General features: G+C 69.6%; 20 protein-coding genes and 1 riboswitch. Of the genes, 6 read left to right on the top strand and 14 right to left on the bottom strand.

Features of this window, described 5'->3' with window-relative positions:
* The first annotated feature begins 94 nt into the window (after window positions 1-94).
* Window positions 95-1447, top strand: a complete 1353-nt coding sequence (locus ABZW96_RS27400; protein WP_355078500.1) for a M14 family zinc carboxypeptidase — start codon at window positions 95-97, stop codon at window positions 1445-1447.
* Between the two features lie 102 nt (window positions 1448-1549).
* A riboswitch (glycine riboswitch) is annotated at window positions 1550-1650 on the top strand.
* A gap of 157 nt (window positions 1651-1807) precedes the next feature.
* Window positions 1808-4618 (top strand): aminomethyl-transferring glycine dehydrogenase, encoded by a 2811-nt coding sequence (gene gcvP, locus ABZW96_RS27395; RefSeq protein WP_355078499.1) that lies wholly within the window; start codon window positions 1808-1810, stop codon window positions 4616-4618.
* 26 nt (window positions 4619-4644) lie between these two features.
* Here the strand turns inward: gcvP and ABZW96_RS27390 are convergent, their stop codons facing one another.
* The 8 genes from ABZW96_RS27390 to ABZW96_RS27355 form a co-directional block, all read right to left on the bottom strand.
* The gene (locus ABZW96_RS27390) at window positions 4645-5127 is read right to left on the bottom strand and encodes an SRPBCC family protein (RefSeq protein ID WP_355078498.1); all 483 of its coding nucleotides are present in this window, start codon (window positions 5125-5127) and stop codon (window positions 4645-4647) included.
* Entirely contained in the window at window positions 5124-5465 is a 342-nt protein-coding gene (locus tag ABZW96_RS27385) for a metalloregulator ArsR/SmtB family transcription factor (protein WP_355078497.1), read from the bottom strand. The genes ABZW96_RS27390 and ABZW96_RS27385 overlap by 4 nt, the downstream gene beginning before the upstream one ends.
* Window positions 5466-5542: 77 nt before the next feature.
* Window positions 5543-7147: a hypothetical protein gene (locus ABZW96_RS27380; protein WP_355078496.1), complete on the bottom strand. Its 1605-nt coding sequence runs from the start codon at window positions 7145-7147 to the stop codon at window positions 5543-5545.
* 178 nt (window positions 7148-7325) lie between these two features.
* Entirely contained in the window at window positions 7326-7598 is a 273-nt protein-coding gene (locus tag ABZW96_RS27375) for a WhiB family transcriptional regulator (protein WP_355078495.1), read from the bottom strand.
* A gap of 28 nt (window positions 7599-7626) precedes the next feature.
* Window positions 7627-8169, bottom strand: coding sequence for an HNH endonuclease (locus tag ABZW96_RS27370; protein ID WP_355078494.1), 543 nt, complete (start codon window positions 8167-8169; stop codon window positions 7627-7629).
* Between the two features lie 54 nt (window positions 8170-8223).
* Window positions 8224-8451, bottom strand: coding sequence for a hypothetical protein (locus ABZW96_RS27365; protein ID WP_355078493.1), 228 nt, complete (start codon window positions 8449-8451; stop codon window positions 8224-8226).
* A 34-nt stretch (window positions 8452-8485) separates the two neighbouring features.
* Window positions 8486-9022 carry a DM13 domain-containing protein gene (locus tag ABZW96_RS27360; protein WP_355078492.1) on the bottom strand — a complete coding sequence of 179 codons (537 nt, stop codon included), beginning with the start codon at window positions 9020-9022 and terminating at the stop codon, window positions 8486-8488.
* A gap of 81 nt (window positions 9023-9103) precedes the next feature.
* Window positions 9104-10243 carry an acyl-CoA dehydrogenase family protein gene (locus ABZW96_RS27355; protein ID WP_355078491.1) on the bottom strand — a complete coding sequence of 380 codons (1140 nt, stop codon included), beginning with the start codon at window positions 10241-10243 and terminating at the stop codon, window positions 9104-9106.
* Window positions 10244-10332: 89 nt separating this feature from the next.
* Between ABZW96_RS27355 and ABZW96_RS27350 the strand changes: the two genes are divergently transcribed.
* Window positions 10333-11031, top strand: a complete 699-nt coding sequence (locus tag ABZW96_RS27350; RefSeq protein WP_355078490.1) for a helix-turn-helix domain-containing protein — start codon at window positions 10333-10335, stop codon at window positions 11029-11031.
* Window positions 11032-11046: 15 nt separating this feature from the next.
* Here the strand turns inward: ABZW96_RS27350 and ABZW96_RS27345 are convergent, their stop codons facing one another.
* From ABZW96_RS27345 to ABZW96_RS27330, 4 genes are read right to left on the bottom strand one after another with little or no spacing between them, the layout of a single operon-like run.
* Window positions 11047-11229: a hypothetical protein gene (locus ABZW96_RS27345; RefSeq protein WP_355078489.1), complete on the bottom strand. Its 183-nt coding sequence runs from the start codon at window positions 11227-11229 to the stop codon at window positions 11047-11049.
* Window positions 11230-11236: 7 nt separating this feature from the next.
* Window positions 11237-11875 (bottom strand): TetR/AcrR family transcriptional regulator, encoded by a 639-nt coding sequence (locus tag ABZW96_RS27340; RefSeq protein ID WP_355078488.1) that lies wholly within the window; start codon window positions 11873-11875, stop codon window positions 11237-11239.
* Window positions 11872-12921, bottom strand: a complete 1050-nt coding sequence (locus tag ABZW96_RS27335) for an alcohol dehydrogenase catalytic domain-containing protein (protein WP_355078487.1) — start codon at window positions 12919-12921, stop codon at window positions 11872-11874. The genes ABZW96_RS27340 and ABZW96_RS27335 overlap by 4 nt, the downstream gene beginning before the upstream one ends.
* Window positions 12918-13658, bottom strand: coding sequence for an SDR family oxidoreductase (locus ABZW96_RS27330; RefSeq protein WP_355078486.1), 741 nt, complete (start codon window positions 13656-13658; stop codon window positions 12918-12920). Before ABZW96_RS27330 ends, ABZW96_RS27335 begins: the two co-directional genes overlap by 4 nt.
* 242 nt (window positions 13659-13900) lie before the next feature.
* On the opposite strand from ABZW96_RS27330, the gene ABZW96_RS27325 reads away from it, so the two are divergent.
* Together ABZW96_RS27325 and ABZW96_RS27320 are read left to right on the top strand one after the other, a co-directional pair.
* Window positions 13901-16081 (top strand): malate synthase G, encoded by a 2181-nt coding sequence (locus ABZW96_RS27325; protein ID WP_355078485.1) that lies wholly within the window; start codon window positions 13901-13903, stop codon window positions 16079-16081.
* A 619-nt stretch (window positions 16082-16700) separates the two neighbouring features.
* On the top strand, window positions 16701-17216 hold the full coding sequence (locus ABZW96_RS27320) for a hypothetical protein (protein WP_355078484.1): 516 nt from the start codon (window positions 16701-16703) through the stop codon (window positions 17214-17216).
* 27 nt (window positions 17217-17243) lie between these two features.
* Here the strand turns inward: ABZW96_RS27320 and ABZW96_RS27315 are convergent, their stop codons facing one another.
* Window positions 17244-17978, bottom strand: a complete 735-nt coding sequence (locus ABZW96_RS27315; protein ID WP_355078483.1) for a hypothetical protein — start codon at window positions 17976-17978, stop codon at window positions 17244-17246.
* A gap of 165 nt (window positions 17979-18143) precedes the next feature.
* Here ABZW96_RS27315 and ABZW96_RS27310 point away from each other — a divergent pair, with 165 nt between their 5' ends.
* Complete coding sequence (locus ABZW96_RS27310; protein WP_355078482.1) at window positions 18144-18902, top strand: NAD(P)H-dependent oxidoreductase; 759 nt, start codon at window positions 18144-18146, stop codon at window positions 18900-18902.
* Between the two features lie 12 nt (window positions 18903-18914).
* On the opposite strand, the gene ABZW96_RS27305 is transcribed toward ABZW96_RS27310, so the two are convergent.
* The gene (locus tag ABZW96_RS27305) at window positions 18915-19559 is read right to left on the bottom strand and encodes a DUF305 domain-containing protein (protein WP_355078481.1); all 645 of its coding nucleotides are present in this window, start codon (window positions 19557-19559) and stop codon (window positions 18915-18917) included.
* Window position 19560 lies beyond the last annotated feature (1 nt).

Here is a 19560-nt window from a genome sequence, read left to right as displayed (position 1 = left end):
ACGGCCGGGCAAGGCGTGCAGCCTCCCCGGCCGTGGTGCGTGACAGCGCCGTCGGCGGCGGGCAAGGGCCGGGGCGGCAGCGAGAGGGGGCGCGGTGCAGGCACGCGATATCACCGGGCTCGTCGGGCCGATCGAGCGGATCGACGCGTTTCCGACCGTCGACGAACTGAATGCCTTCGCCGACGCTCTCGCGGCTGGTCATCCGGACCGGATCTCGATCACTGAGCTAGGACGTTCGCGCGGCGGTGACCCGATTCGGGAGGTGACGGTCGGATCCGGCGACCGGCATATCTTGGTCTTCGGCAATCCGCATCCGAACGAGCCCATCGGCATGGCCACGATTCGCCATCTGCTCGGCCGGATGGCCGCGGACGAGACGGTGACCGTGGGCGCCACGTGGCATTTCCTGCTGTGCGTAGATCCGGACGGAACGCGGTTGAACGAGGGGTGGTTCGCCGGACCGCACACCAGAACCGGCGTCGCCCGCGGCTTCTACCGGCCGCCCGCGGCCGAACAACCGGAATGGTGTTTCCCCACCGAATGGCGCGGCCGGCGCGTCGGGGTGCCGCTGCCGGAGACGAAGGCGATGATGGCGCTGATCGACCGCACGCGGCCCGCGCTGATCGCCTCCCTGCACAACGCGGAGTTCGGCGGCGGCTTCTTCTACACCTCTGGCGGTGATCCCGGGTACTGGTCGGCGTTGACCGCAGGCCTCTCCGCCGCCGGCGTGCCGATCTACCAGGGCGAACCCGACGCGCCGGGCGCCCGCACGCTCGCTCCGGGAGTCTTCGAGTTGCCGCTGTTCGAGGCGATGGCGGATCTGCTCGCGGCCCAGGGCCTCGACTCGGTCACCGCGCTGGGCGGGGGCGGCTGCCGGGACTACGCCGCGCGCTACGGCACGGCGATCCTGGTCTGCGAATTGCCGCTCTGGGTGGACTCGCGGATCGGCGACGGTTCGGCGGGCGACCGAGTGCTGGGCGACCTGCTCGACGCTACCGCCGCCGACTACCGGGCCATGGCCGAGGTCGCCTCCGAGGTGCTCGCTCGCGTCGACGGCACATTGAGCGGTCGCAGTCCGTTCGAGCGGTCGGTGCGTGCGCTGGTCGCCGGGCTGCCGGGTCTCGCCGTGAGCAGACAGTCGGTGCCGCAACGAAATCGGATCGCGACCCGGGGGGAGATCTTCGTCGAGCAGTACGACTGGACCGCGATGCTGCGCCTGCGGCTGGGCGGCATGCTGCTGCGCCTGCTGGAGGACGAATACGCGCTCGGCGGCGGTACGGCGCTGGCCGCCGAGCGCGACCGGTTCGCCGCGGTATTCGATCAATGGTGCACCGATGTAGAGCTGAACGCACCCGGTGTCGCGGTGCCGTTGGCCCGTCTGGTGGGCGTCCAAGCGAAGTCGATCGTGCTGGCGGCTGCGCGGCTGCGCGCCGGACTCGCCATCTGACGGGTGATGCCCGCTCGGTCCCCCGAGTGACCAGAACGACACGGTGCGCGCGGGGTCCGGTGGCGCGCTCCGGCGTGTCGTCGGCTTAGACTGACGGTGCGTCGCCGCCGTGCGGGAGAGCCTCGGTCCGGAAACGAGTCCGAGCGCCGAAGGAGCAGCACCTCCCCGTCAATCTCTCAGGCAAAAAGGACCGTGCGGGCTTCGACGCCTCTGGAAAGCGGCGGCTTCGAGCCGCCCGCCCATGGGGAAAGGGTCTCGGCCACCGGTCGCGGGACCCGAATCTCTCAGGCGCCACGACAGAGGGGGAGGGCCGGTACCCGTCGACCGCCTGGTCGACCCCGCCCGACCTTGGGAGCTGTTGTGACTCGCTCGTTCGCCGACCGCCATATCGGACCCGACCGGGAGGAACTGGCCCGGATCCTGGACGTCGTCGGCGTGTCGTCGCTGGACGAGCTGGCTGCCGTCGCGCTGCCCGCGAGCATCCTGGACGGCGACGGCCTGGCCGGGCTGCCCGCGGCGGGCTCCGAGCACGAGGTGCTCGCCGAACTCGCCGAACTCGCCGGGACCAACACCGTGGCCACCTCGATGATCGGGCTGGGTTACTACGACACGCTGACCCCGCCGGTTCTGGTGCGCAATCTGCTGGAGAATCCGGCCTGGTACACCGCCTACACGCCCTATCAACCCGAGATCAGCCAGGGCAGGCTCGAGGCGCTGCTCAACTTCCAGACCATGGTGTCGGAGCTGACCGGCATGGACGTCGCCAACGCGTCGATGCTGGACGAGGCCACCGCGGCGGCCGAGGCCATGACACTGCTGCGCCGGGCGGGCCGATCGAAGTCTGCACGCCTGATCATCGACCGCGACCTGTTCCCGCAGACCAGAACGGTGCTCTACACCCGGGCCGAGCCGCTGGGCCTGGAGATCGTGGAGGCGGACCTGTCCGCCGGAGAGCTGCCCGACGGAGAGTTCTTCGGTGTGCTGGCGCAGACTCCCGGGGCTTCCGGTCGCGTCGTGGACCTGACCGAGTTGATCGCCGCGGCACACGATCGGGGCGCGTTGGTCGCGGTCGGGGCCGATCTGCTGGCGATGACGCTGATCACGCCGCCCGGTGAGCAGGGCGCCGACGTATGCTTCGGCACCACCCAGCGCTTCGGTGTCCCGCTCGGTTTCGGCGGCCCGCACGCCGGATACCTCGCGGTGCGGCAAGCGCAGGCCCGCCAGCTGCCCGGCCGCCTGGTCGGCGTCTCGGTGGACGCGGACGGCGCCGTCGCCTACCGGCTCGCCTTACAGACCCGCGAGCAGCACATCCGCCGGGAGAAGGCGACCTCCAACATCTGCACAGCGCAGGTGCTGCTGGCCGTCGTGGCCGCGATGTACGCCTCCTACCACGGTGCCGAAGGGCTGCGGGCGATCGCCCGCCGGGTGCACGCGCACGCCGCGGCGATCGCGGCCGGGCTGGACGGCGCGGTGGTGTACGACAGCTTCTTCGACACGGTGCTCGCGCACGTGCCCGGCGGCGCGGAAGCCGTTGTGGCGAAAGCGAAGTCGCGCGGCATCAATCTGCGCCTGGTGGACGCCGACCACGTCGGCATCGCCTGCGACGAGGCGACCACCGACGCGCATGTCGCGGCCGTGCTCGAATCCTTCGGCACCGCGGTGTCGTCCGAGCCGGGGGCGCCCGCGCCGGTCGCGGCGATCGAGAGCCGGACCTCGGAGTTCCTGGCGCACGCCGCGTTCACGAAGTACCGGACCGAGACGGCGATGCTGCGGTATCTGCGCGCACTGTCCGACAAGGACATCGCGTTGGACCGCAGCATGATTCCGCTCGGCTCCTGCACCATGAAGCTCAACGCCACCGCGGAGATGGAGGCCATCACCTGGCCTGGTTTCGCGCGCGTGCATCCCTACGCGCCGGTCGAGGACGCGCCCGGCCTGCTGCGGGTGGTGGCGGACCTGGAACGGTGGCTGTCGGACATCACCGGCTACGACTCGGTGAGCTTGCAGCCGAACGCGGGCAGCCAGGGCGAGTACGCGGGGCTGCTGGCGATCCGGCGCTACCACCTCGATCGCGGCGACACCCACCGCGACACCTGTCTCATCCCGTCCAGCGCGCACGGCACCAACGCGGCGTCGGCGGCCATGGCCGGGCTGCGCGTGGAGGTGGTGAAGTGTCGCGCCAACGGCGACGTCGACCTCGACGACCTGCGCGCCAAGATCGCCGATCACGCCGATCGCCTGGCCTGCATCATGATCACCTACCCGTCCACGCACGGCGTCTACGAGCACGAGGTCGCCGAATTGTGCGCGCTGGTGCACGACGCGGGCGGTCAGGTCTACGTGGACGGCGCGAACCTGAACGCCCTGGTCGGCCTCGCCCGGCCGGGCCGGTTCGGCGGCGACGTGAGCCACCTGAATCTGCACAAGACGTTCTGCATCCCGCACGGCGGCGGCGGTCCCGGCGTCGGTCCGGTCGCGGTGCGCGCGCACCTGGCGCGGTATCTGCCCGGCGACCCGCTGGAAGCGGGGTCGCACGCGGTGTCGGCCGCGAAGTACGGCTCCGCCTCCATTCTGCCGATCACCTGGGCCTACATCCGCATGATGGGCGCCGATGGGCTGCGCCGCGCCACGCTGTCGGCGATCGCTTCGGCCAACTACATCGCGCGGCGGCTGGACGAGTACTTCCCGGTGCTCTACACCGGCGAGCGCGGCATGGTGGCGCACGAGTGCATCCTGGACCTGCGCGAGATCACCAAGCGAACCGGCGTCACCGTCGACGATGTGGCAAAACGCTTGGCGGACTATGGGTTCCACGCGCCGACCATGAGCTTTCCGGTGGCCGGTACGTTGATGGTGGAGCCCACCGAGAGCGAGAACCTCGCCGAGCTGGACGATTTCATCGAGGCGATGATCGCGATCCGCGCGGAGATCGCCCAGGTCGCCGCGGGCGTGTGGCCGGTGACCGACAACCCGCTGCGTGGGGCGCCGCACACCGCGGCGTCGCTGGTGGGGGAGTGGGAACACCCCTACAGCCGGGAAGTCGCCGTGTATCCCCGAGGTCTCGGGCATGCCAGGGCGAAGGTGTGGCCGCCGGTGCGCCGGATCGACGGCGCCTATGGCGACCGGAACCTGGTTTGCGCCTGTCCACCGCTGGAGGCGTACGCGGACTGACCGCCAAGTCCGGTCGCGTATCGACCTCACCGCGTGGCGGCCACTTTTGCATAGGTGTTCGCCAGGTCCGGCCAACCACCCGGACTACCCACGGCGTCGTGCATGGACTCCCAGCCCGGTCCGTGCTTATCGAAGCCGGAGTGCACCAGCGTGACGGCGGTGCGGTCGGGAGCGACCGCCGAGAAGGTGACATCCACGCGGCTGGCCCGCTCCGGATCCGGTTCGTGCTTCCAGTCCAGGCCGATCGCCCAGGAGAACGCGAAGTGGGTCGGCGGCTGCCACACCAGCACGGTGCCCCATGGACATTCGGTGCCGTCGTCCTCGCGACCGAGGCAACGGCCGCCCACGCGCGGCTCGATCACCTCCTCGGCGAGCCGGCCCGCGCCGATATGGTGCTCGCGCGGCCACCAGCTGTCGATGCCGGTGGTGAACACGTCGTAGGCGGTCTCGATGGGTGCGTCGACGACGAGTTCGACGCGTACGTCCTTGTCGCTGGCCTGCTGTGTCATGACTGCTCCTGGTCGGTAGCTCGTTCTTCGGCGGCCCTCCGGCCTACTTCGTCCTGGAAAGCCGACATCGCGGTGGTCCAGAACCGCGTGAAGTACACGCGCAGCGCGTCGATACCGGTGGAATTCAAGCGGTACACCCGGCGGGTGCCGACCGCCTCGTGGGTCACCAATCCGGCCTGTTCCAGCACCCTGAGGTGCTGCGATACCGCGGGCCTGCTCACCGGCAGATCCGCGGCCAGCTGCCCTACCGCGCACGGCCCCTTGCCGAGGCGCTCGAAGATCGCCCGCCTCGTCGGGTCACCCAGCGCGGCCAGCGCCGCATCTCGGTAAGTCCCCACGAACCGTAAGTTTAGACTTACCAATAGCGGCTGTCTATAGTGCGAGGCGGCAGTTCTGTCTTCGCGCGGGCGGCGCGCTACGGCGTGGTGAGCGCCTGGACGACCGCGGAGCCGAAGCCGATGTCGTCGGAGGTGGCCAGGCGGGTGTAGTTCCCGCCGGTCTGCCGCGCCAGGGCCTGGAGGGTCTGGGTGCCGCTGCCGCCGACCACGATGACGTCGACGCGCACCGGCCGGGTGCGGTCGGTCGCCGCGGCGATGTCCGCGGCCAGTTGGGTGCCGGTGACCGTGGAATCGTCGTCGGGTCCGTCGGTGATCAGCAGCACCGAATTGGTGCGGCCCGGCGTGTACCCGGCGACGGCGCTCTTGTACGCCGCGATCAGGGACGGGTAAGCCTGATCCGACCGGCTCTCGCTCGGGTGCACCGCGGTCAGCGCGGTGCCGATCTTCGTGCGCTGGTCGGTGGTCAGCGGGGCGGTGGCGGCGGCCACCCGGTACGGAGTAGTGCCGTCGAGGTTCTTGCCGAAGGTCCACACGCCGAGTCCGAACTCCGGCGGCACGACCGTCATCGTGGAATTCAGCGCGGCCAGAACGTTCGCCAGACGCGTCGTGGCGCCCTCCGCCGTCCCCATCGACGCCGACACGTCGACCAGGACGGTGGAGCGCACGCCGAGTACCGGATTCGCCAGCGTGGCGCGGACCTTGTCGAGCGCGCCACGGGGCGGGACGGCGGCCGCGGTCTGCGGCGCGGCGGCGAATCCCGCCGTGACGAAGGCCTGCGCCTGCTCGGGCTTGCGTAGATAGTCGGTGAACCGTCCGGCGATGAGATTCTGCGTCTTGTCCACCCACGCGCCGGACATCAACGCGGCCGGGTAATCGGCCACGAGTGCGGACCCGGCGGGGCGGAACGCCACGACGCCGGGCAGACCCTTCAGTTGCTGCTCGGTAGCGGCTATCGCGTGCATGGGCGCGTCCTGCGCCGTGAGCTCGGTCAGCGCGGCCGTGGTGTCGGACGCCTCGGGAGCGTCGGCGGCGAGCCCGGAGATCGCGGCGACCACCTGACCGGACTGCGCCGCCTGCTCGCTGAGCGGTTCCGCGCCCGAGACCGCGGAGCCGACCGCCGTGGCCGCGGCGAGCGTGGCGTCACCCGCGGGCAGGGCCATCCGTAGCCCGCCCCATCCGTTCAGGCCGACATCGGCGAGCGAGCCCTGCTGCAGCCGCGGCAGGTCGGCCCAGGACACGTCGGCCTGCTCCAGCGCGCGACGCAGGTCCTCGGGCATCGCGAGCACGATCGGGCTGGTGGCGATGGGTACCGGTGTGCCCTCGATCAGGCCGGGCACCCGCATGGACTCGATGGAACGGGTCGAATCGGCGATCCACAGCGCCGGCTGCGGGCCGAGCGCCTTGTCCCATGGCTTGCCGCTGGTGAACGCGGCGACGACGGCCGCGGACGGCTGTGCGGTCACCTCGACCCGCGCGCAGTGGTCGCGTACTTTCGGCCGGGTGGCGTTGTAGCTGTCCGCGGCGGCCCGCACCTGCGCGGCGATGCCGGGATCGGCCGTCACGGAGAGTGTCGCGGGCCCCTCGACGCATTCGGCCGCCGCCGCACTGTCCTGGTGCGCCGCGCGATCGCGCAACTGGAACCAGACGACGACGATCGCGGCCAGTAACGCAACGACGACCACTGCGATAACCGGACCTTTGCTGACGCCCCGGGATCTGGTTGCGCTGCGATGAGTGCCCACGCGGTCAGTGTATGGTCAGCGGCGCCGAACGAAGTCGGCGAGGCTCCCCGATACCGGCGCGGGTGCGCGCGGTCGTGTTGGCCCGCCGCCGTGCCGCACGGCACGACGGCGGGACCGCTCAGTGGCGGATCACCCGTCCGCGGTCGAACTCGTGCCCGCCCCAGACGCCGGATTGCCCGGTGCGCGCGGCGAAGTCACCGCAGGCATCCCGGATCGGGCAGCGCGCGCAGACTTCCCGGGCGTAGTCGAAGTCCTGTGACGGGTAGGGGAACCAGGCTTCGTGGTTCGGGTCGCCGCGGCAGGCCGCCCGGTGCCACCCTCGGGAATCCGAGAGCGGGAGCAGGTCGGCCAGGGTCGGCTCCGCGACGGCGGTGGTCTCGGCGCTCGTCATCGCGATCTTCTCCTTTCTCGGCTCGTGGTCAGGTCGCGGCGAGTTGCTTCCAGATCCGGCGCTGCTGCCGGATCCGATGGGTAGGGGCCTTCGGCTCCCAGAGCAGGCGCATGCCCGCCTCCTCCGGGGTGCGGTCCGCCTTGGCCGTGTTGCACGGCGCGCAGCAGGCCACGAGGTTGCCCCAGGTGTTCGGGCCGCCCCTCGACCGCGGCCGGATGTGGTCCACGGTGCGCGCCCACCCGGCGCAGTAGCCGCACCGGTTCCGGTCGCGACGCAGCACGCCCGCCAGGGTTGCCCTGCTCTCGTCGTGCACCAGCACGGCGTGCTCGAGGTAGACGTAGCGCAGCAACCGAATGGTCTGTGGCAGAGCAATTTCCACGTGCCGTGACCGGATCGGGAAGTGCGGCCTGCGGTCGGCCACGGTCTCCGCGGCGCCGGCGACCAGCAGCACGACGGCCCGGTCGGCTTTGATCTCGTCGAGCGCCTCGTAGGAGGCGTTCAGGACGAGTACCCCGCTGTGTATCCAGTTGTCTGCGGTTGTCGCCTGATCGGCGGCACGGCGGAACGTCATGGGAATCACCATGTTTCGTGCGAATTCGAGCGAAGGAGGAGAGCGATGCGGCGATCAGCCGAGGATCTGGAGGCGGCTGTCGACCGGTTCGCCGCGCCGTGCGCGCAACGGCCTGCCGATCGCGTCGCCCGCGGCCGACGATCGCGCCGCGAGGGTATTCATTCGCTTCGTCGTCTCCGGAATCACTGCCGCTCCTCCTCTCCACTGCTCGGCGGCCACCTCGAGGTGGTGGCCGGTGTCGAAACACATGGTGGCACAGCGCACCCGCCGTTGTCGGGTCATTTTTTGGGCGGTGCTACGGAGGGTGATCCGGCGGTCAGGCCGGTCGCAGTTCGGCGGCGCCGAAGGAGACGTTGAACCGGTCGCACCAGATCGCGACGCTGGTCAACCGGGCCAGGTCGGCGTCGGCGGGGATGGGGTAGTTCTGGTTGCCCTGGTTGCCTTTGAGCCTGCCCAGGTCGGTGTGACTGCCGTCGTCGAAGACGAACCACCCGTCGCGGCCTTCGCGCACCGGCGCGTCGGTGAGCCAGACGTGCAGGTCGGGGCCGTCGGAGGTGTCGAGGTCTTCCAGTCTCAGCACTCTGCTGCCGTCGGCCAGTCGCAGGACCGCGACGGTGCCCGCGGTCGCGTGCTCGTGCGAGATGAACCTGCCCCGGGCGATGGTGCGCGGCTGGGCTTCGGTCCCGCCCGGACCCGGCGCCGGGGATGCCGACGGTGCGGCCTCCTGCACGGTGGTGTCGGTGAACAGCCGCCATGGCTGGAAAACGGCCAGTCCCGCGCCCAGACCCACGATCAGCAACGCCACGACGGCCCAGGTGATCGGCGATCGAGCGATGCCCCGTGCGGACGCCATGGATTCTCCTCGGAGTGTTCAGGGAAACTCGCCCCCATCCGATTATGGGGGCGAGCGGGGGGTGGCGTCGACGGAAGAACGTCATCCGATCGGGGAGTGTCCGAGCAGGACGTGGCCCGTGAAGTGGGTCTGCTTGGCCCGCGGCAGCGGGTGGAACAGGCAGCCGTGCACGTCGCGGTAGCGCATCTCCAGCTCGCAGTCGCGCGAATAGCCGAGTCCGCCAACGGTTTCGATGGTGAGGCGCACGGTGTGCACGAGTGCGTCCGCCGCGGCGGTCTTACGGCTGAGCGTCCGGCTCGCGTACTGATCGGTGTTGGCGAAGCGCAGGTTCTCCGATCCGGTGAACATGGCGTCGACGAGGTCGCCCGCGGTGGTGTGCGCGGTGGCCATCTCGCCGGCCAATTGGACGGTCGGCGCGTCGGCCCGCCCGGCGGCGAGCGTGGTCGCGATATCGACCGCGCCGTCGGCGATACCGAGGTAGGCCGCCATGACCAGCGGCATCGCCGCGCCGATCACGACGTTCAGCAACGGCGGCCACACCGATGCCGGGCGGGTCAGCGATACCGCCGCGTCGGGCACGAACACATCCTCGAGCACCACGGTGTGCGAACCGCTCGCCCGTAAACCCAAAGTGTCCCAGGTCTTCTCGATCCGTACGCCGTCGGCGGTGAACGGGATGGCGCAGTGCAGCACCTGCGGGCCGTCGGGTGCGTCATCCCAGCGCACGCTGGTCACCAGGACGGTGCCCGCCTCGCATCCGCTGGCAGGCGCTTTGCGCGCGTGCACCCGGTAGCCGCCGTCGACCCGCTCGGCGCGGCCGTTGGAGCCGACCCAGTCCGATGCTCCGGTGCTGACCAGGATCGCACCCGCGACCACCTTGGCGAACAGTGGTGCGGCATCGATGCCGTGGTTGTGCCGCCACACCTGGGCGGCGACCAGGTGGGTGTGCATCGCGAAGGCGACCGCGGTGGAGGGGTCGTGGCGGCCCAGCTCGCGCAGGATCGCGCCCATCTCGCGGTGGGTGACCCCGCCGCCGCCGAACTCGGCGGGGACGAGCGCCGCGGACAGTCCGCTCTCGCGCAGGAGATCGAACGCGGCGAGAGAGATCTCGCCGGAGTGGTCGCGGGCGGCGACCTCGGGATGAAGAGCCTCGCCGACGCGGCGTGCGCTGGCGATCCAGTCGGTTGTGGTGTCGGTGGGGGCAGGAGCTGTAGTGGTCATGTTTCGAAGTTAGGAACGGCCGCGATAACCGGATAGTGCAGAAAGTGGACCGCCCCGGTCCAGAACCGAGACCGCGTTCGCGAGGTGCCATGACGATTTCGACGCCGAGTTACGGCCAGTACTGCCCGATCTCCCGGGCACTCGACGTGGTGGGCGAGCGCTGGTCACTGCTGATCCTGCGCGACCTGCTGCTGGGCACCACCCGGTTCAACGACCTCGCGCGCGGCTTGCCCGGCCTGTCGCGCAGCCTGCTGGCCAAACGCCTGCGGCAGTTCGAGCGAGCCGGGCTCGTGGAGAAACTGGTCGGCGAGTACCTGCTCACCGACGCCGGGCGGGAACTGGAGCCCATCCTGTTCGACCTCGGCGAATGGGGTGCGCGCTGGACCTTCGGCACGCCGCGCGAGGACGAGCGTGACCCCGCTCTGCTGGTGTGGTGGATGCACACCAGGGTCGACACCTCGTCGTTCCCGGGCCGTCGCCACGTGCTGCACGTGCGTTTCACCGACGACCTGCGCCGATTCTGGATCGTGATCGAGGCGGGGGTGCCCTCGGTGTGCGAATCCGATCCCGGCTATCCCGTTGACGTCGCGATCAGCTCCGATGTCGCCTCGCTGTACGAGGTGTGGCTGGGGCGGCTGCCGCTGGCGCACGCGCTGCGGACGGGCCGGGTGGCGTTCACCGGCACGCCCGCGCTCACCCGCCGGATGCCCTCGGTGCTGCGGCTCAGCCCCGTCGCCGGGTACGCGGACACGTCGCACCCGGACGCCACCACTCAGCGCGCATCCTGAACTCCGGCGGCCTGCTCAGAGATTCCCGCCGATGCGCTCGAGGCGCTGGGCCACCAGTTCGCGGGCCTTCTCGCGCAGCGCGGCCGGTACCCGCTCGGATACACCGGGTCGCCCGGGGCGTAGTTCTTCTTCGGTGCGGACGAACTCCGCGGCCGAGTCCAGCTTCCGCCGGTGCTCCGGGTTGGCCTCGAATCCCAAGCCCGGGTCAGCCTTTCGTGTCCCGCGCGGTGCCGGTCACCACGCCGTCGAGCAAAGTGGTCGCGAGGATGTCGGCTATCTCGCCGGGGGAGCGGCCGCCGTGCGGGCGGTACCAGAACGACACCGTGTTCAACATGCCGAGCACGCTGTTGGTGACCACGTGGTCGTCGGTGCGTAACAGCCCCTCGGCGTGACCGGCGTCGATGACGCGTTGCCAGCACTGCTGCACCCGGTCGCGCAGGTCTTGCAGTTGCGCGGCGCGCTCGCCGGTGAGCGCGCCGACGTCGCGTAGCTGGATGGCCACCTCGCGCTGATGCCGCACGATCAGCCGCACGTGACTGTCGATCAGCTTGCGCAGCTTGGCGACCGGATCGCCGGGCCCGTCGGCGATCTGTTCGGCCTCGGTCAACATGAGCTGCGTGTAGTCGCGCAGGATCTGCCAGAGCAGCTCTTCTTTGGAACCGATGTGGTAGTACAGAGCGCCGCGCTGCACGTCGGCGCGCTCGCCGACCTCGGCCACACCGGTGCCGTGGAAGCCCCGTTCGGCGAACAGGTCGATCGCGGCCCGCACGATCCGCGCCCTGGTGTCGCTCGCGGTCGATTCGGCCGCGGGCGGACGGCCCCGCCTACGGGACGGTGCGGTCATTTCGACGGGTCCAGCACGATCTTGCCCACCCCGTCGGCCCGCTCGGCGAACATCCGGTAGGCGGCGGACCCGTCGGACATCGGAAGGTGGTGGGTGACCACCGCCTCGGGCCGCAGCCTGCCGCCCGCGGTGAGCTTCAGCAGCGCGGGCAGTTCGTACTGGATCGAACACAGCCCGATGTGGAATTCGAGGTCCTTCACCTGCGCCGCCATCATGTGGAACGGGTAGGCGCGGTTGTGGCTCACGCCGATCACACTGACCCGGCCGCCGTGCCCGACGGCGCTGATCGCCAGCTTGATGGTTTCGTCGGCCCCGACCGCCTCGATCGCGACATCCGCTCCGCCGCGCAGCGTTTCGCGGATCGCCTGCTTCGGATCGTCCGATTCGACCGGCTCAGCGCCGAGCTCGGCGGCGCGCTTGCGGCGTTCGGCCAGCAGGTCGACGCCGAGTACCCGCGCCGCGCCCATCGCGAACGCGGACTGGACCGCCATGAGACCGACCGGGCCGAGCCCGATCACCACCACGGTGTCGCCCGGCGCGATCCGGGCGCGCCGGGCCCCATACCACGCGGTGGGCGCGTTGTCGGTGAGCACGACGGCGGCGGTGTCGCTCACCTCGTCGGGCAACTTCGCCAGATTGCCCGCGGCGTGCGGGACGGCGAGCAGCTCGGCCTGGCATCCGGCCAGTGCGCCGCCGAGCCCGTAGCAGGCATCCACCGGCAGCGGATGGCGAGCGCACGCGGTGACGATCCCGGCGCGGCACTGCGCGCAGCTGTCGCAACCGGCCGAGGCGGCGACCAGCACGCGGTCGCCGACGGAGAACCCGCGGGTGTACGGCCCCACTTCCACGATCTCGCCGACGGCTTCGTGCCCGACGCCGTAACCGGCGCCAGCGACGAATCCGTGTCCGGCGTAGATGTGCAGATCGCTGCCGCAGATGCCCGCCGCGGTGACCCGGACGATCGCGCCGTCGGGGCCGGGCAGCGCGGGATCGGGCCGGTCGTCGTACGAGATCTGTCGCGGTCCGTCATAAGTCAGCGCCTTCATCGCCATCCTCCGTCGATCGGGAGGGTGGCGCCGGTGCAGAACGCCGAGGCCTCGGTGGCGAAGAACAGCGCCGCACCGACGATCTCCTCCGGCCTGCCGACCCGGCGCAGGGCATTGTGTCTGGTGAGTTCCGCGCGCAGCTCGTCCGGCCACGCCGTGGCGATGTCGGTTTCGAAAGGCCCGCACTGGATGGTGTTGACCCGCACGTTCGGCGCGAACGTCTGAGCCAGCCCTCCGGTCAGTGCGTTGAGACCGGCCTTGGCCGCCGAATAGGGGACCGCGAAGGGTTCCGGCCGGATCGCCTCGATCGAGGAGACGTTGATGATCGAGCCGCCGCCGTCGGCGGCCATCCGGCTGCCGATCAGAGCGGACAACCGGAACGGTCCTTTGAGGTTCACGCCGATGACCTTGTCGAACAGCGCCTCGGTGACCTGGTCCAGGCTGGGGTACAGCGGCGAGAGGCCCGCGTTGTTGACCAGCACGTCCACCCGGCCGAACGTGTCGTAGGCGGTCTGCACCAGGGCGTCGCACTGCGACCAGTCGCTGACGTTGCAGGCCACCGGCAGGGCGCGGCGGCCGAACCGTTCGGTCACCTCATCGGCCAGCGCGGCGCAACCGTCCAGCTTGCGGCTTGCGATCACCACGTCCGCGCCCGCTTCGGCGAACGCGAGCACCATCTGTTTGCCCAGCCCCCGGCTTCCCCCGGTGACGACAACGACCTTGTCGGTGAGTGGCACCTTGACTCCTGCATCTCCGAAAATGTTCCGATCAGTACATTAAATCCGGCGCGCGTTACGATCAAGGGGCTGTCCGGCCGACCGCCGACGGCTCACGACCCGCCGGGCGCAACGAACAGCTCACCTCGGCGTGGCGACGAATTCGGGCACAGGCATGGGCGACCCGGCGCGCGGTTACACCGCTACCCACGGGTAACATGACACTGTTTTCCCACTCGGTTTTCTCGGAAGTGAGGCAGTAGATGACAGAGCGGATTCAGGTCGGCGGGCTCCAGGTGGCACGCGTTCTCCACGAGTTCGTCGAGAACGAGGCGCTCCCCGGTTCCGGCGTGGATTCCGCCGCGTTCTGGGCCGGCGCCGAGCAGGTCATCAATGATCTCGCTCCGCGCAACCGCGCTCTGCTGGCCGAACGCGACGAGATCCAGGGCAAGGTCGACGCCTGGCACGCGGAGCACCCCGGCGCGAACTACGACAAGGCCGCCTACAAGAACTTCCTGACCGACATCGGCTACCTGCGGCCCGCGCCCGCCGACTTCCAGATCACCACCCAGAACGTCGACGAGGAGATCGCCGTGACCGCGGGCCCGCAGCTCGTGGTGCCGGTGATGAACGCCCGTTTCGCGATCAACGCCGCCAACGCGCGTTGGGGCTCGCTCTACGACGCGCTCTACGGCACCGACGCCATCTCCGAGGCGGGCGGCGCGGAGAAGGGCACCGGCTACAACAAGGTGCGCGGCGACAAGGTCATCGAGTGGGCGCGCAACTTCCTCGACGACTCGGTCACCCTGATCACCGGTTCGCACATCGGCTCGACGTCCTACAAGATCGTCGACGGCGAGCTCGAGGTCGGCCTGGAGGACGGCACCAGCATCGGTCTGGCCGACGCCTCCCAGCTGGTCGGCTACCTCGGTGATCCGGAGGCGCCGAGTTCGGTGCTGCTGAAGCACAACGGTCTGCACATCGAGATCCAGATCGACCCGCAGTCCCCGATCGGCAGCACCGACACCGCGGGCGTCAAGGACGTCGTGCTGGAGTCCGCGGTCACCACGATCATGGACTTCGAGGACTCGGTCGCCGCCGTGGACGCCGAGGACAAGGTGCTCTGCTACCACAACTGGCTCGGCCTGATGAAGGGCGACCTCGCCGAGAAGGTCACCAAGGGCGAGAAGACCTTCACCCGCACCATGAACCCCGACCGCGTGTACACCGCGCTGGACGGCGGCGAGCTGGCGCTGCACGGCCGTTCGCTGCTGTTCGTGCGCAACGTCGGTCACCTGATGACCTCCGACGCCATCCTGGACGCCGAGGGCAACGAGGTGCCCGAGGGCATCATGGACGGGCTGATCACCTCGCTGATCGCCAAGCACAGCCTGGCCGACGACGTGCAGCTGAAGAACAGCCGCACCGGCTCGGTCTACATCGTGAAGCCGAAGATGCACGGCCCGGACGAGGTCGCGTTCACCGACGAGCTGTTCGGCCGGATCGAGGACGTGCTCGGGCTGAGCCGCAACACGCTCAAGGTCGGCATCATGGACGAGGAGCGCCGCACCACGGTGAACCTCGCGGCCTGCATCCAGGCCGCCGCCGAACGTGTGGTGTTCATCAACACCGGCTTCCTGGACCGCACCGGCGACGAGATCCACACCTCCATGGAGGCCGGGCCGATGGTCCGCAAGGCGGACATGAAGTCCCAGCAGTGGATCCTGTCCTACGAGGACTGGAACGTCGACACCGGTCTCGCCGCCGGCCTGCCCGGCAAGGCGCAGATCGGCAAGGGCATGTGGGCCATGCCGGACCTGATGGCCGACATGCTCACCCAGAAGATCGGTCACCCGCGCGCGGGCGCGAACACCGCGTGGGTGCCCTCGCCCACCGCCGCGACCTTGCACGCGACGCACTACCACCTGGTCGACGTGTTCAAGCGGCAGCAGGAGATCGCCAAGGGCGGTCGCCGCGCCACCGTCGACGAGATCCTGGAGATCCCGCTGGCCGCCGCGCCGAATTGGACCGACGAGGAGAAGCGCCAGGAGCTGGACAACAACTCGCAGTCCATCCTCGGCTACGTGGTGCGTTGGATCGACCAGGGCGTCGGCTGCTCCAAGGTGCCCGACATCAAGGACGTCGCGCTCATGGAAGACCGTGCGACGCTGCGCATCTCCAGCCAGCTGATGGCCAACTGGCTGCGTCACGGCATCGTCAGCGCCGATGAGGTGGTGGCCAGCCTGGAGCGGATGGCCCCGGTCGTCGACCGGCAGAACGCGGGCGACCGGAACTACCGGCCGATGGCGCCGGACTTCGCGGGCAGCATCGCGTTCCAGGCGGCCAAGGAACTGATCCTGGAGGGCACCAAGCAGCCCAACGGGTACACCGAGCCGATCCTGCACCGCCGTCGCCGTGAGGCGAAGGCGCTGGCCTGCGTCTAGTCTCCGTGTGTCGCGAATCCCCCGGTCCCGTCGGCCGGGGGATTCGCGCTTTCGCGGGCGACCAGGAGTTTCGACTCTTGTATATCGGTCCGTTACTCTGGGGGCCGCACGAGATCGTCGATTTGTGAGGAAGATTCATGGGAAGCGTTGTGCTCGACATCGTGGCATTGGTCGTTAATCGCGCGGCGATGTTCTGGAATTGGATGGCCACCGGATCGGCGGGCTTCCCTCCGCTGTGAACGTGCGGTCCACGATCTGCTGCGAGTAGTGAAATCCCCTGGTCAGGTGTGCTGGCCGGGGGATTTTCTATTCCGGCCGGAATCGGGAAACGTTCCGAATTGTTTGTTTTCACACTGATGGATCTCGCGCCTGGTGAAGTGCGTAGTCATCGGTGCCGGAATTCGCCGGACATCTGGACCATGCGAACTCGGACGCGGTCTCCGGAATTGGACCGCCCGGGCTTTCCGGCCGCTTCCCGCGTCGCCGTGATCGCCAGTGCCCCGGGGGATTTCGCGGCCGATCCCGCGCGCGAAGCTCCTGCCCCTCGTATCTTGAACACGTGAACTCCGCAGGGTCCGTGCGCACACGGTCGCGTATTCCTCGTTGGTTCGTTCTGTGGATGGGGCTCCTGACCGCCCTGGTCGCGCTCTGCTGCGCGGCGCTGTTCTGGCAACTCGCGGCGGAGGGCACGTTCCCGACCCTCGTCGTGCTCTGGGCAGTGCTCGGTGTGCTCGGCGGGATCGCCGTCCTGTTCGGACTGCTCGGGCTGCTGCGCTACCGTGCCGTGTTCCACAGTCTCGCCTCGCCCGTGCTCATCGCGGCCCTCGTGGCGTCGGCCCTCTACGACGTCCCGGAGGACACCGGCTGGCGCCTCTCCCGTGGGATCCTCGAAGACCAAGCCGTCGACTGCGCGCACTCCGGCCACCGCAGCCGCCTCGGCGTCTACACGATCACCTTCATCACGCCCCGCGACGGCGGCTGCCTGTTCTACACCCAAACGGGCGACTCGAATTCGGAGGGCTTCGCCTTCTTCCGCGACCCGGCCACCCCGCCGCACCTCGGCCCACCCGCCACCAACGGCATCGAATACGCCGCTTTCGACGGCCAGTGGTACCGCTTCGTCGACACTCACTGAGCGCGGTCGGCAGATTCGGGGGACCGATCACCATTCGAACGGGAGCGGTCGGCGGGGCTCGATCCAGAGCGCTTCGGCGAGGGCGCACAGCGTTCCGTCGCTTCGTGACAAGGCCACGCCGACCGTGTGCTTGCGGCCGTCCGATGAGATCGGCCACCCGTAGGACAGGTAGGGGTCGCCGGCGCGGACCGGTTCGAGCTGCGTGGCGGTGAGAGCAGCGGTGACCGCTCCGGGGCGCAGATCGCGCAGCGCCATCGCGGCCCAGCCGCCGGGGCAATCCAGAGCGGACCAGACGTTCTCGGTGGGCAGCAAGCCATCGGGTCCGGCGAGCGCGGGATCCGGTGTCCAGGCGGCGATGACCATGTCGTGCGTGGACATGGCCCAAGGCGACAAGCGCAATCCACGTCCGGGCGCGCAGGCCGCACCGCAGCCGTAGCAGTGGCTCATCTTGCGCAGCGCGCCTGCGGTCGCGCTCGCCGCTCGAGCCTGTTCCCAGCTGGGCGCGGGCCGCGGCGTGACCGTGACCGTCGATGGGGACGCTTCGGCGAGTACCGCACCGTCGAGGTCGGTGAGTGACGCGCCGCCGGAGCCGTCGGCCGCCAGTACCAGCGGAGTGTCCACGGACACGCCGCGGCGGAAGTCGACGCGCACCTGCGTGGCGCCGCTCGCGGCGGCGAGCAGTCCCGCTACATACCCGCCGAACGCCACACCCGGGTATCCGCGCACGTGCGCGGGCACCTTGATCGCATCGGTCCGAATCATCTGTTGCCCAACCTCTCCCGGCCGACGATCATGACCCGGTTCAGCCGACCATACCGTCGCGGTGTCGCCGGGCCGTCGCCGGGCCACCTGTCGACGCAGGTCGAGGGGACGACGGAATATCCGACGCTCCGCACGCTGTTGCGCCGACATGTGACGAACGCTGGAATGAACGTACTGATCGTGTACGCCCACCCGAAGCCGGACTCACTCACCGGCGCTCTGAAAGACGTTGCGGTGCGCCAGTTGCGGGCGGACGGGCACGAGGTGCGGATCACCGACCTCTATGCGATGGGGTGGAAGGCCGCCGCCGACACCGACGATTTCGGCGCGGTCGAGGAGCCCAACTTCATGCTGGCCTCGGGTGTGGCCTACCGCGACGGGACGCTGAGTCCCGACATCCGCGCCGAGCAGGAGAAACTGCTGTGGGCCGACGCCGTCGTCCTGCATTTCCCACTCTGGTGGTTCGGCATGCCCGCGATCATGAAGGGCTGGGTGGACCGGGTTCTCACCTGCGATTTCGCCTATGGAGCCGGGGGTAAGGCGTTGCCCAGATATGGGGCGGGCGTCCTGGCCGGGCGGCGCGCGATGCTGGTGGTCTCGGTCGGGGGCAGGCAGCCGTCCTACTCCGATCGCGGGATCAACGGCCCCGTCGAGGATCTGCTGTTCCCGATCCACCACGGCATCCTCTACTACACCGGCATGGACGTGCTGCCTCCGTTCGTGGTGCACGACACGATCCGCCTCGACGCCGCGCGCTTCGACGACGTCGCGTACGACCTGCGGCGGCGGATGTCGGAGCTGGCCGAACTGGAGCCGATCCGGTACCGGCCGCAGGGCGGCGGCGACTACGACCGGACTCTGCGTCTCGTGGCTGGTCGCGAAGCGCGGGGAGCGACCGGCTTCGGATTGCACGTGGCGTCGTAGCCGCCCGGGTGATCAGGGCGGCAGTGGGGTCGCTCCGCGCTGGGTGAGCAGCATGCCCATCACCCCCGCCTCTTGGCCTTGCCCATGGATCATGGAACGCGCGATCTCTTTGACCGGCCCGGAGCCCAGGAGACCGTCGGCGGCCTCGGCCATCGCGATACCGCCTTGGTGGTGGCGAAACATCAGTTGAAGGAACAGTATCTCCGCGTTCCGGCCATGTGCCGCTGCCAGATTGTCCAGTTCCGCCGTGCTCGCCATCCCGGGCATCAGGGGCGCCGTCTGCGCGGCCGTCGCCTGATGGCCATGCGCCGACGCGTCCGCGCCGTGCATCCACGCCATCGGGTGTACGGAGCTGGGCGGCGCGTCCGCCAGGCGCAGCCAGCCGAGCATGGTGCCGATCTCCAGGCGCTGTGTGCGGTCGAGTTGTTCGGCCAGCCGGGCGACCGCCGGATCGACCGAGCGATCCAGCCGCTGCACCATCAGCAGCGCTTGCTGGTGATGGGTGGTCATGTCCTGTACGAAGCCGATCTCGACATCGGTGAGCACCGGTGCGGCGGAACGACTTTCCGGAAACACCAGCGGCCGCAGAGCGGCGCCGAGCACGAGCAGCGCGAAGGCCGCCGAGACCAGGGCGGCGGTCGACATCCAGCGCCGCATC

Origin of the sequence: Nocardia sp. NPDC004168, assembly GCF_040610355.1 — a bacterium.
Taxonomy (GTDB): Bacteria; Actinomycetota; Actinomycetes; order Mycobacteriales; family Mycobacteriaceae; genus Nocardia; species Nocardia sichangensis.
This window is presented reverse-complemented; position numbering and strand designations above follow the sequence as displayed.

What these genes read in the sequence shown, in the direction of transcription:
- ABZW96_RS27315 (WP_355078483.1), bottom strand. Translation starts at nt 17,978, where the DNA reads ATGATTCGGACCGATGCGATCAAGGTGCCCGCGCACGTGCGCGGATAC.
- ABZW96_RS27390 (WP_355078498.1), bottom strand. Translation starts at nt 5,127, where the DNA reads ATGACACAGCAGGCCAGCGACAAGGACGTACGCGTCGAACTCGTCGTC.
- ABZW96_RS27375 (WP_355078495.1), bottom strand. Translation starts at nt 7,598, where the DNA reads ATGACGAGCGCCGAGACCACCGCCGTCGCGGAGCCGACCCTGGCCGAC.
- ABZW96_RS27325 (WP_355078485.1), top strand. Translation starts at nt 13,901, where the DNA reads ATGACAGAGCGGATTCAGGTCGGCGGGCTCCAGGTGGCACGCGTTCTC.
- ABZW96_RS27310 (WP_355078482.1), top strand. Translation starts at nt 18,144, where the DNA reads ATGAACGTACTGATCGTGTACGCCCACCCGAAGCCGGACTCACTCACC.
- ABZW96_RS27340 (WP_355078488.1), bottom strand. Translation starts at nt 11,875, where the DNA reads ATGACCGCACCGTCCCGTAGGCGGGGCCGTCCGCCCGCGGCCGAATCG.
- ABZW96_RS27360 (WP_355078492.1), bottom strand. Translation starts at nt 9,022, where the DNA reads ATGGCGTCCGCACGGGGCATCGCTCGATCGCCGATCACCTGGGCCGTC.
- ABZW96_RS27365 (WP_355078493.1), bottom strand. Translation starts at nt 8,451, where the DNA reads ATGACCCGACAACGGCGGGTGCGCTGTGCCACCATGTGTTTCGACACC.
- ABZW96_RS27320 (WP_355078484.1), top strand. Translation starts at nt 16,701, where the DNA reads ATGGGGCTCCTGACCGCCCTGGTCGCGCTCTGCTGCGCGGCGCTGTTC.
- ABZW96_RS27350 (WP_355078490.1), top strand. Translation starts at nt 10,333, where the DNA reads ATGACGATTTCGACGCCGAGTTACGGCCAGTACTGCCCGATCTCCCGG.
- ABZW96_RS27335 (WP_355078487.1), bottom strand. Translation starts at nt 12,921, where the DNA reads ATGAAGGCGCTGACTTATGACGGACCGCGACAGATCTCGTACGACGAC.
- ABZW96_RS27370 (WP_355078494.1), bottom strand. Translation starts at nt 8,169, where the DNA reads ATGACGTTCCGCCGTGCCGCCGATCAGGCGACAACCGCAGACAACTGG.
- ABZW96_RS27355 (WP_355078491.1), bottom strand. Translation starts at nt 10,243, where the DNA reads ATGACCACTACAGCTCCTGCCCCCACCGACACCACAACCGACTGGATC.
- ABZW96_RS27305 (WP_355078481.1), bottom strand. Translation starts at nt 19,559, where the DNA reads ATGCGGCGCTGGATGTCGACCGCCGCCCTGGTCTCGGCGGCCTTCGCG.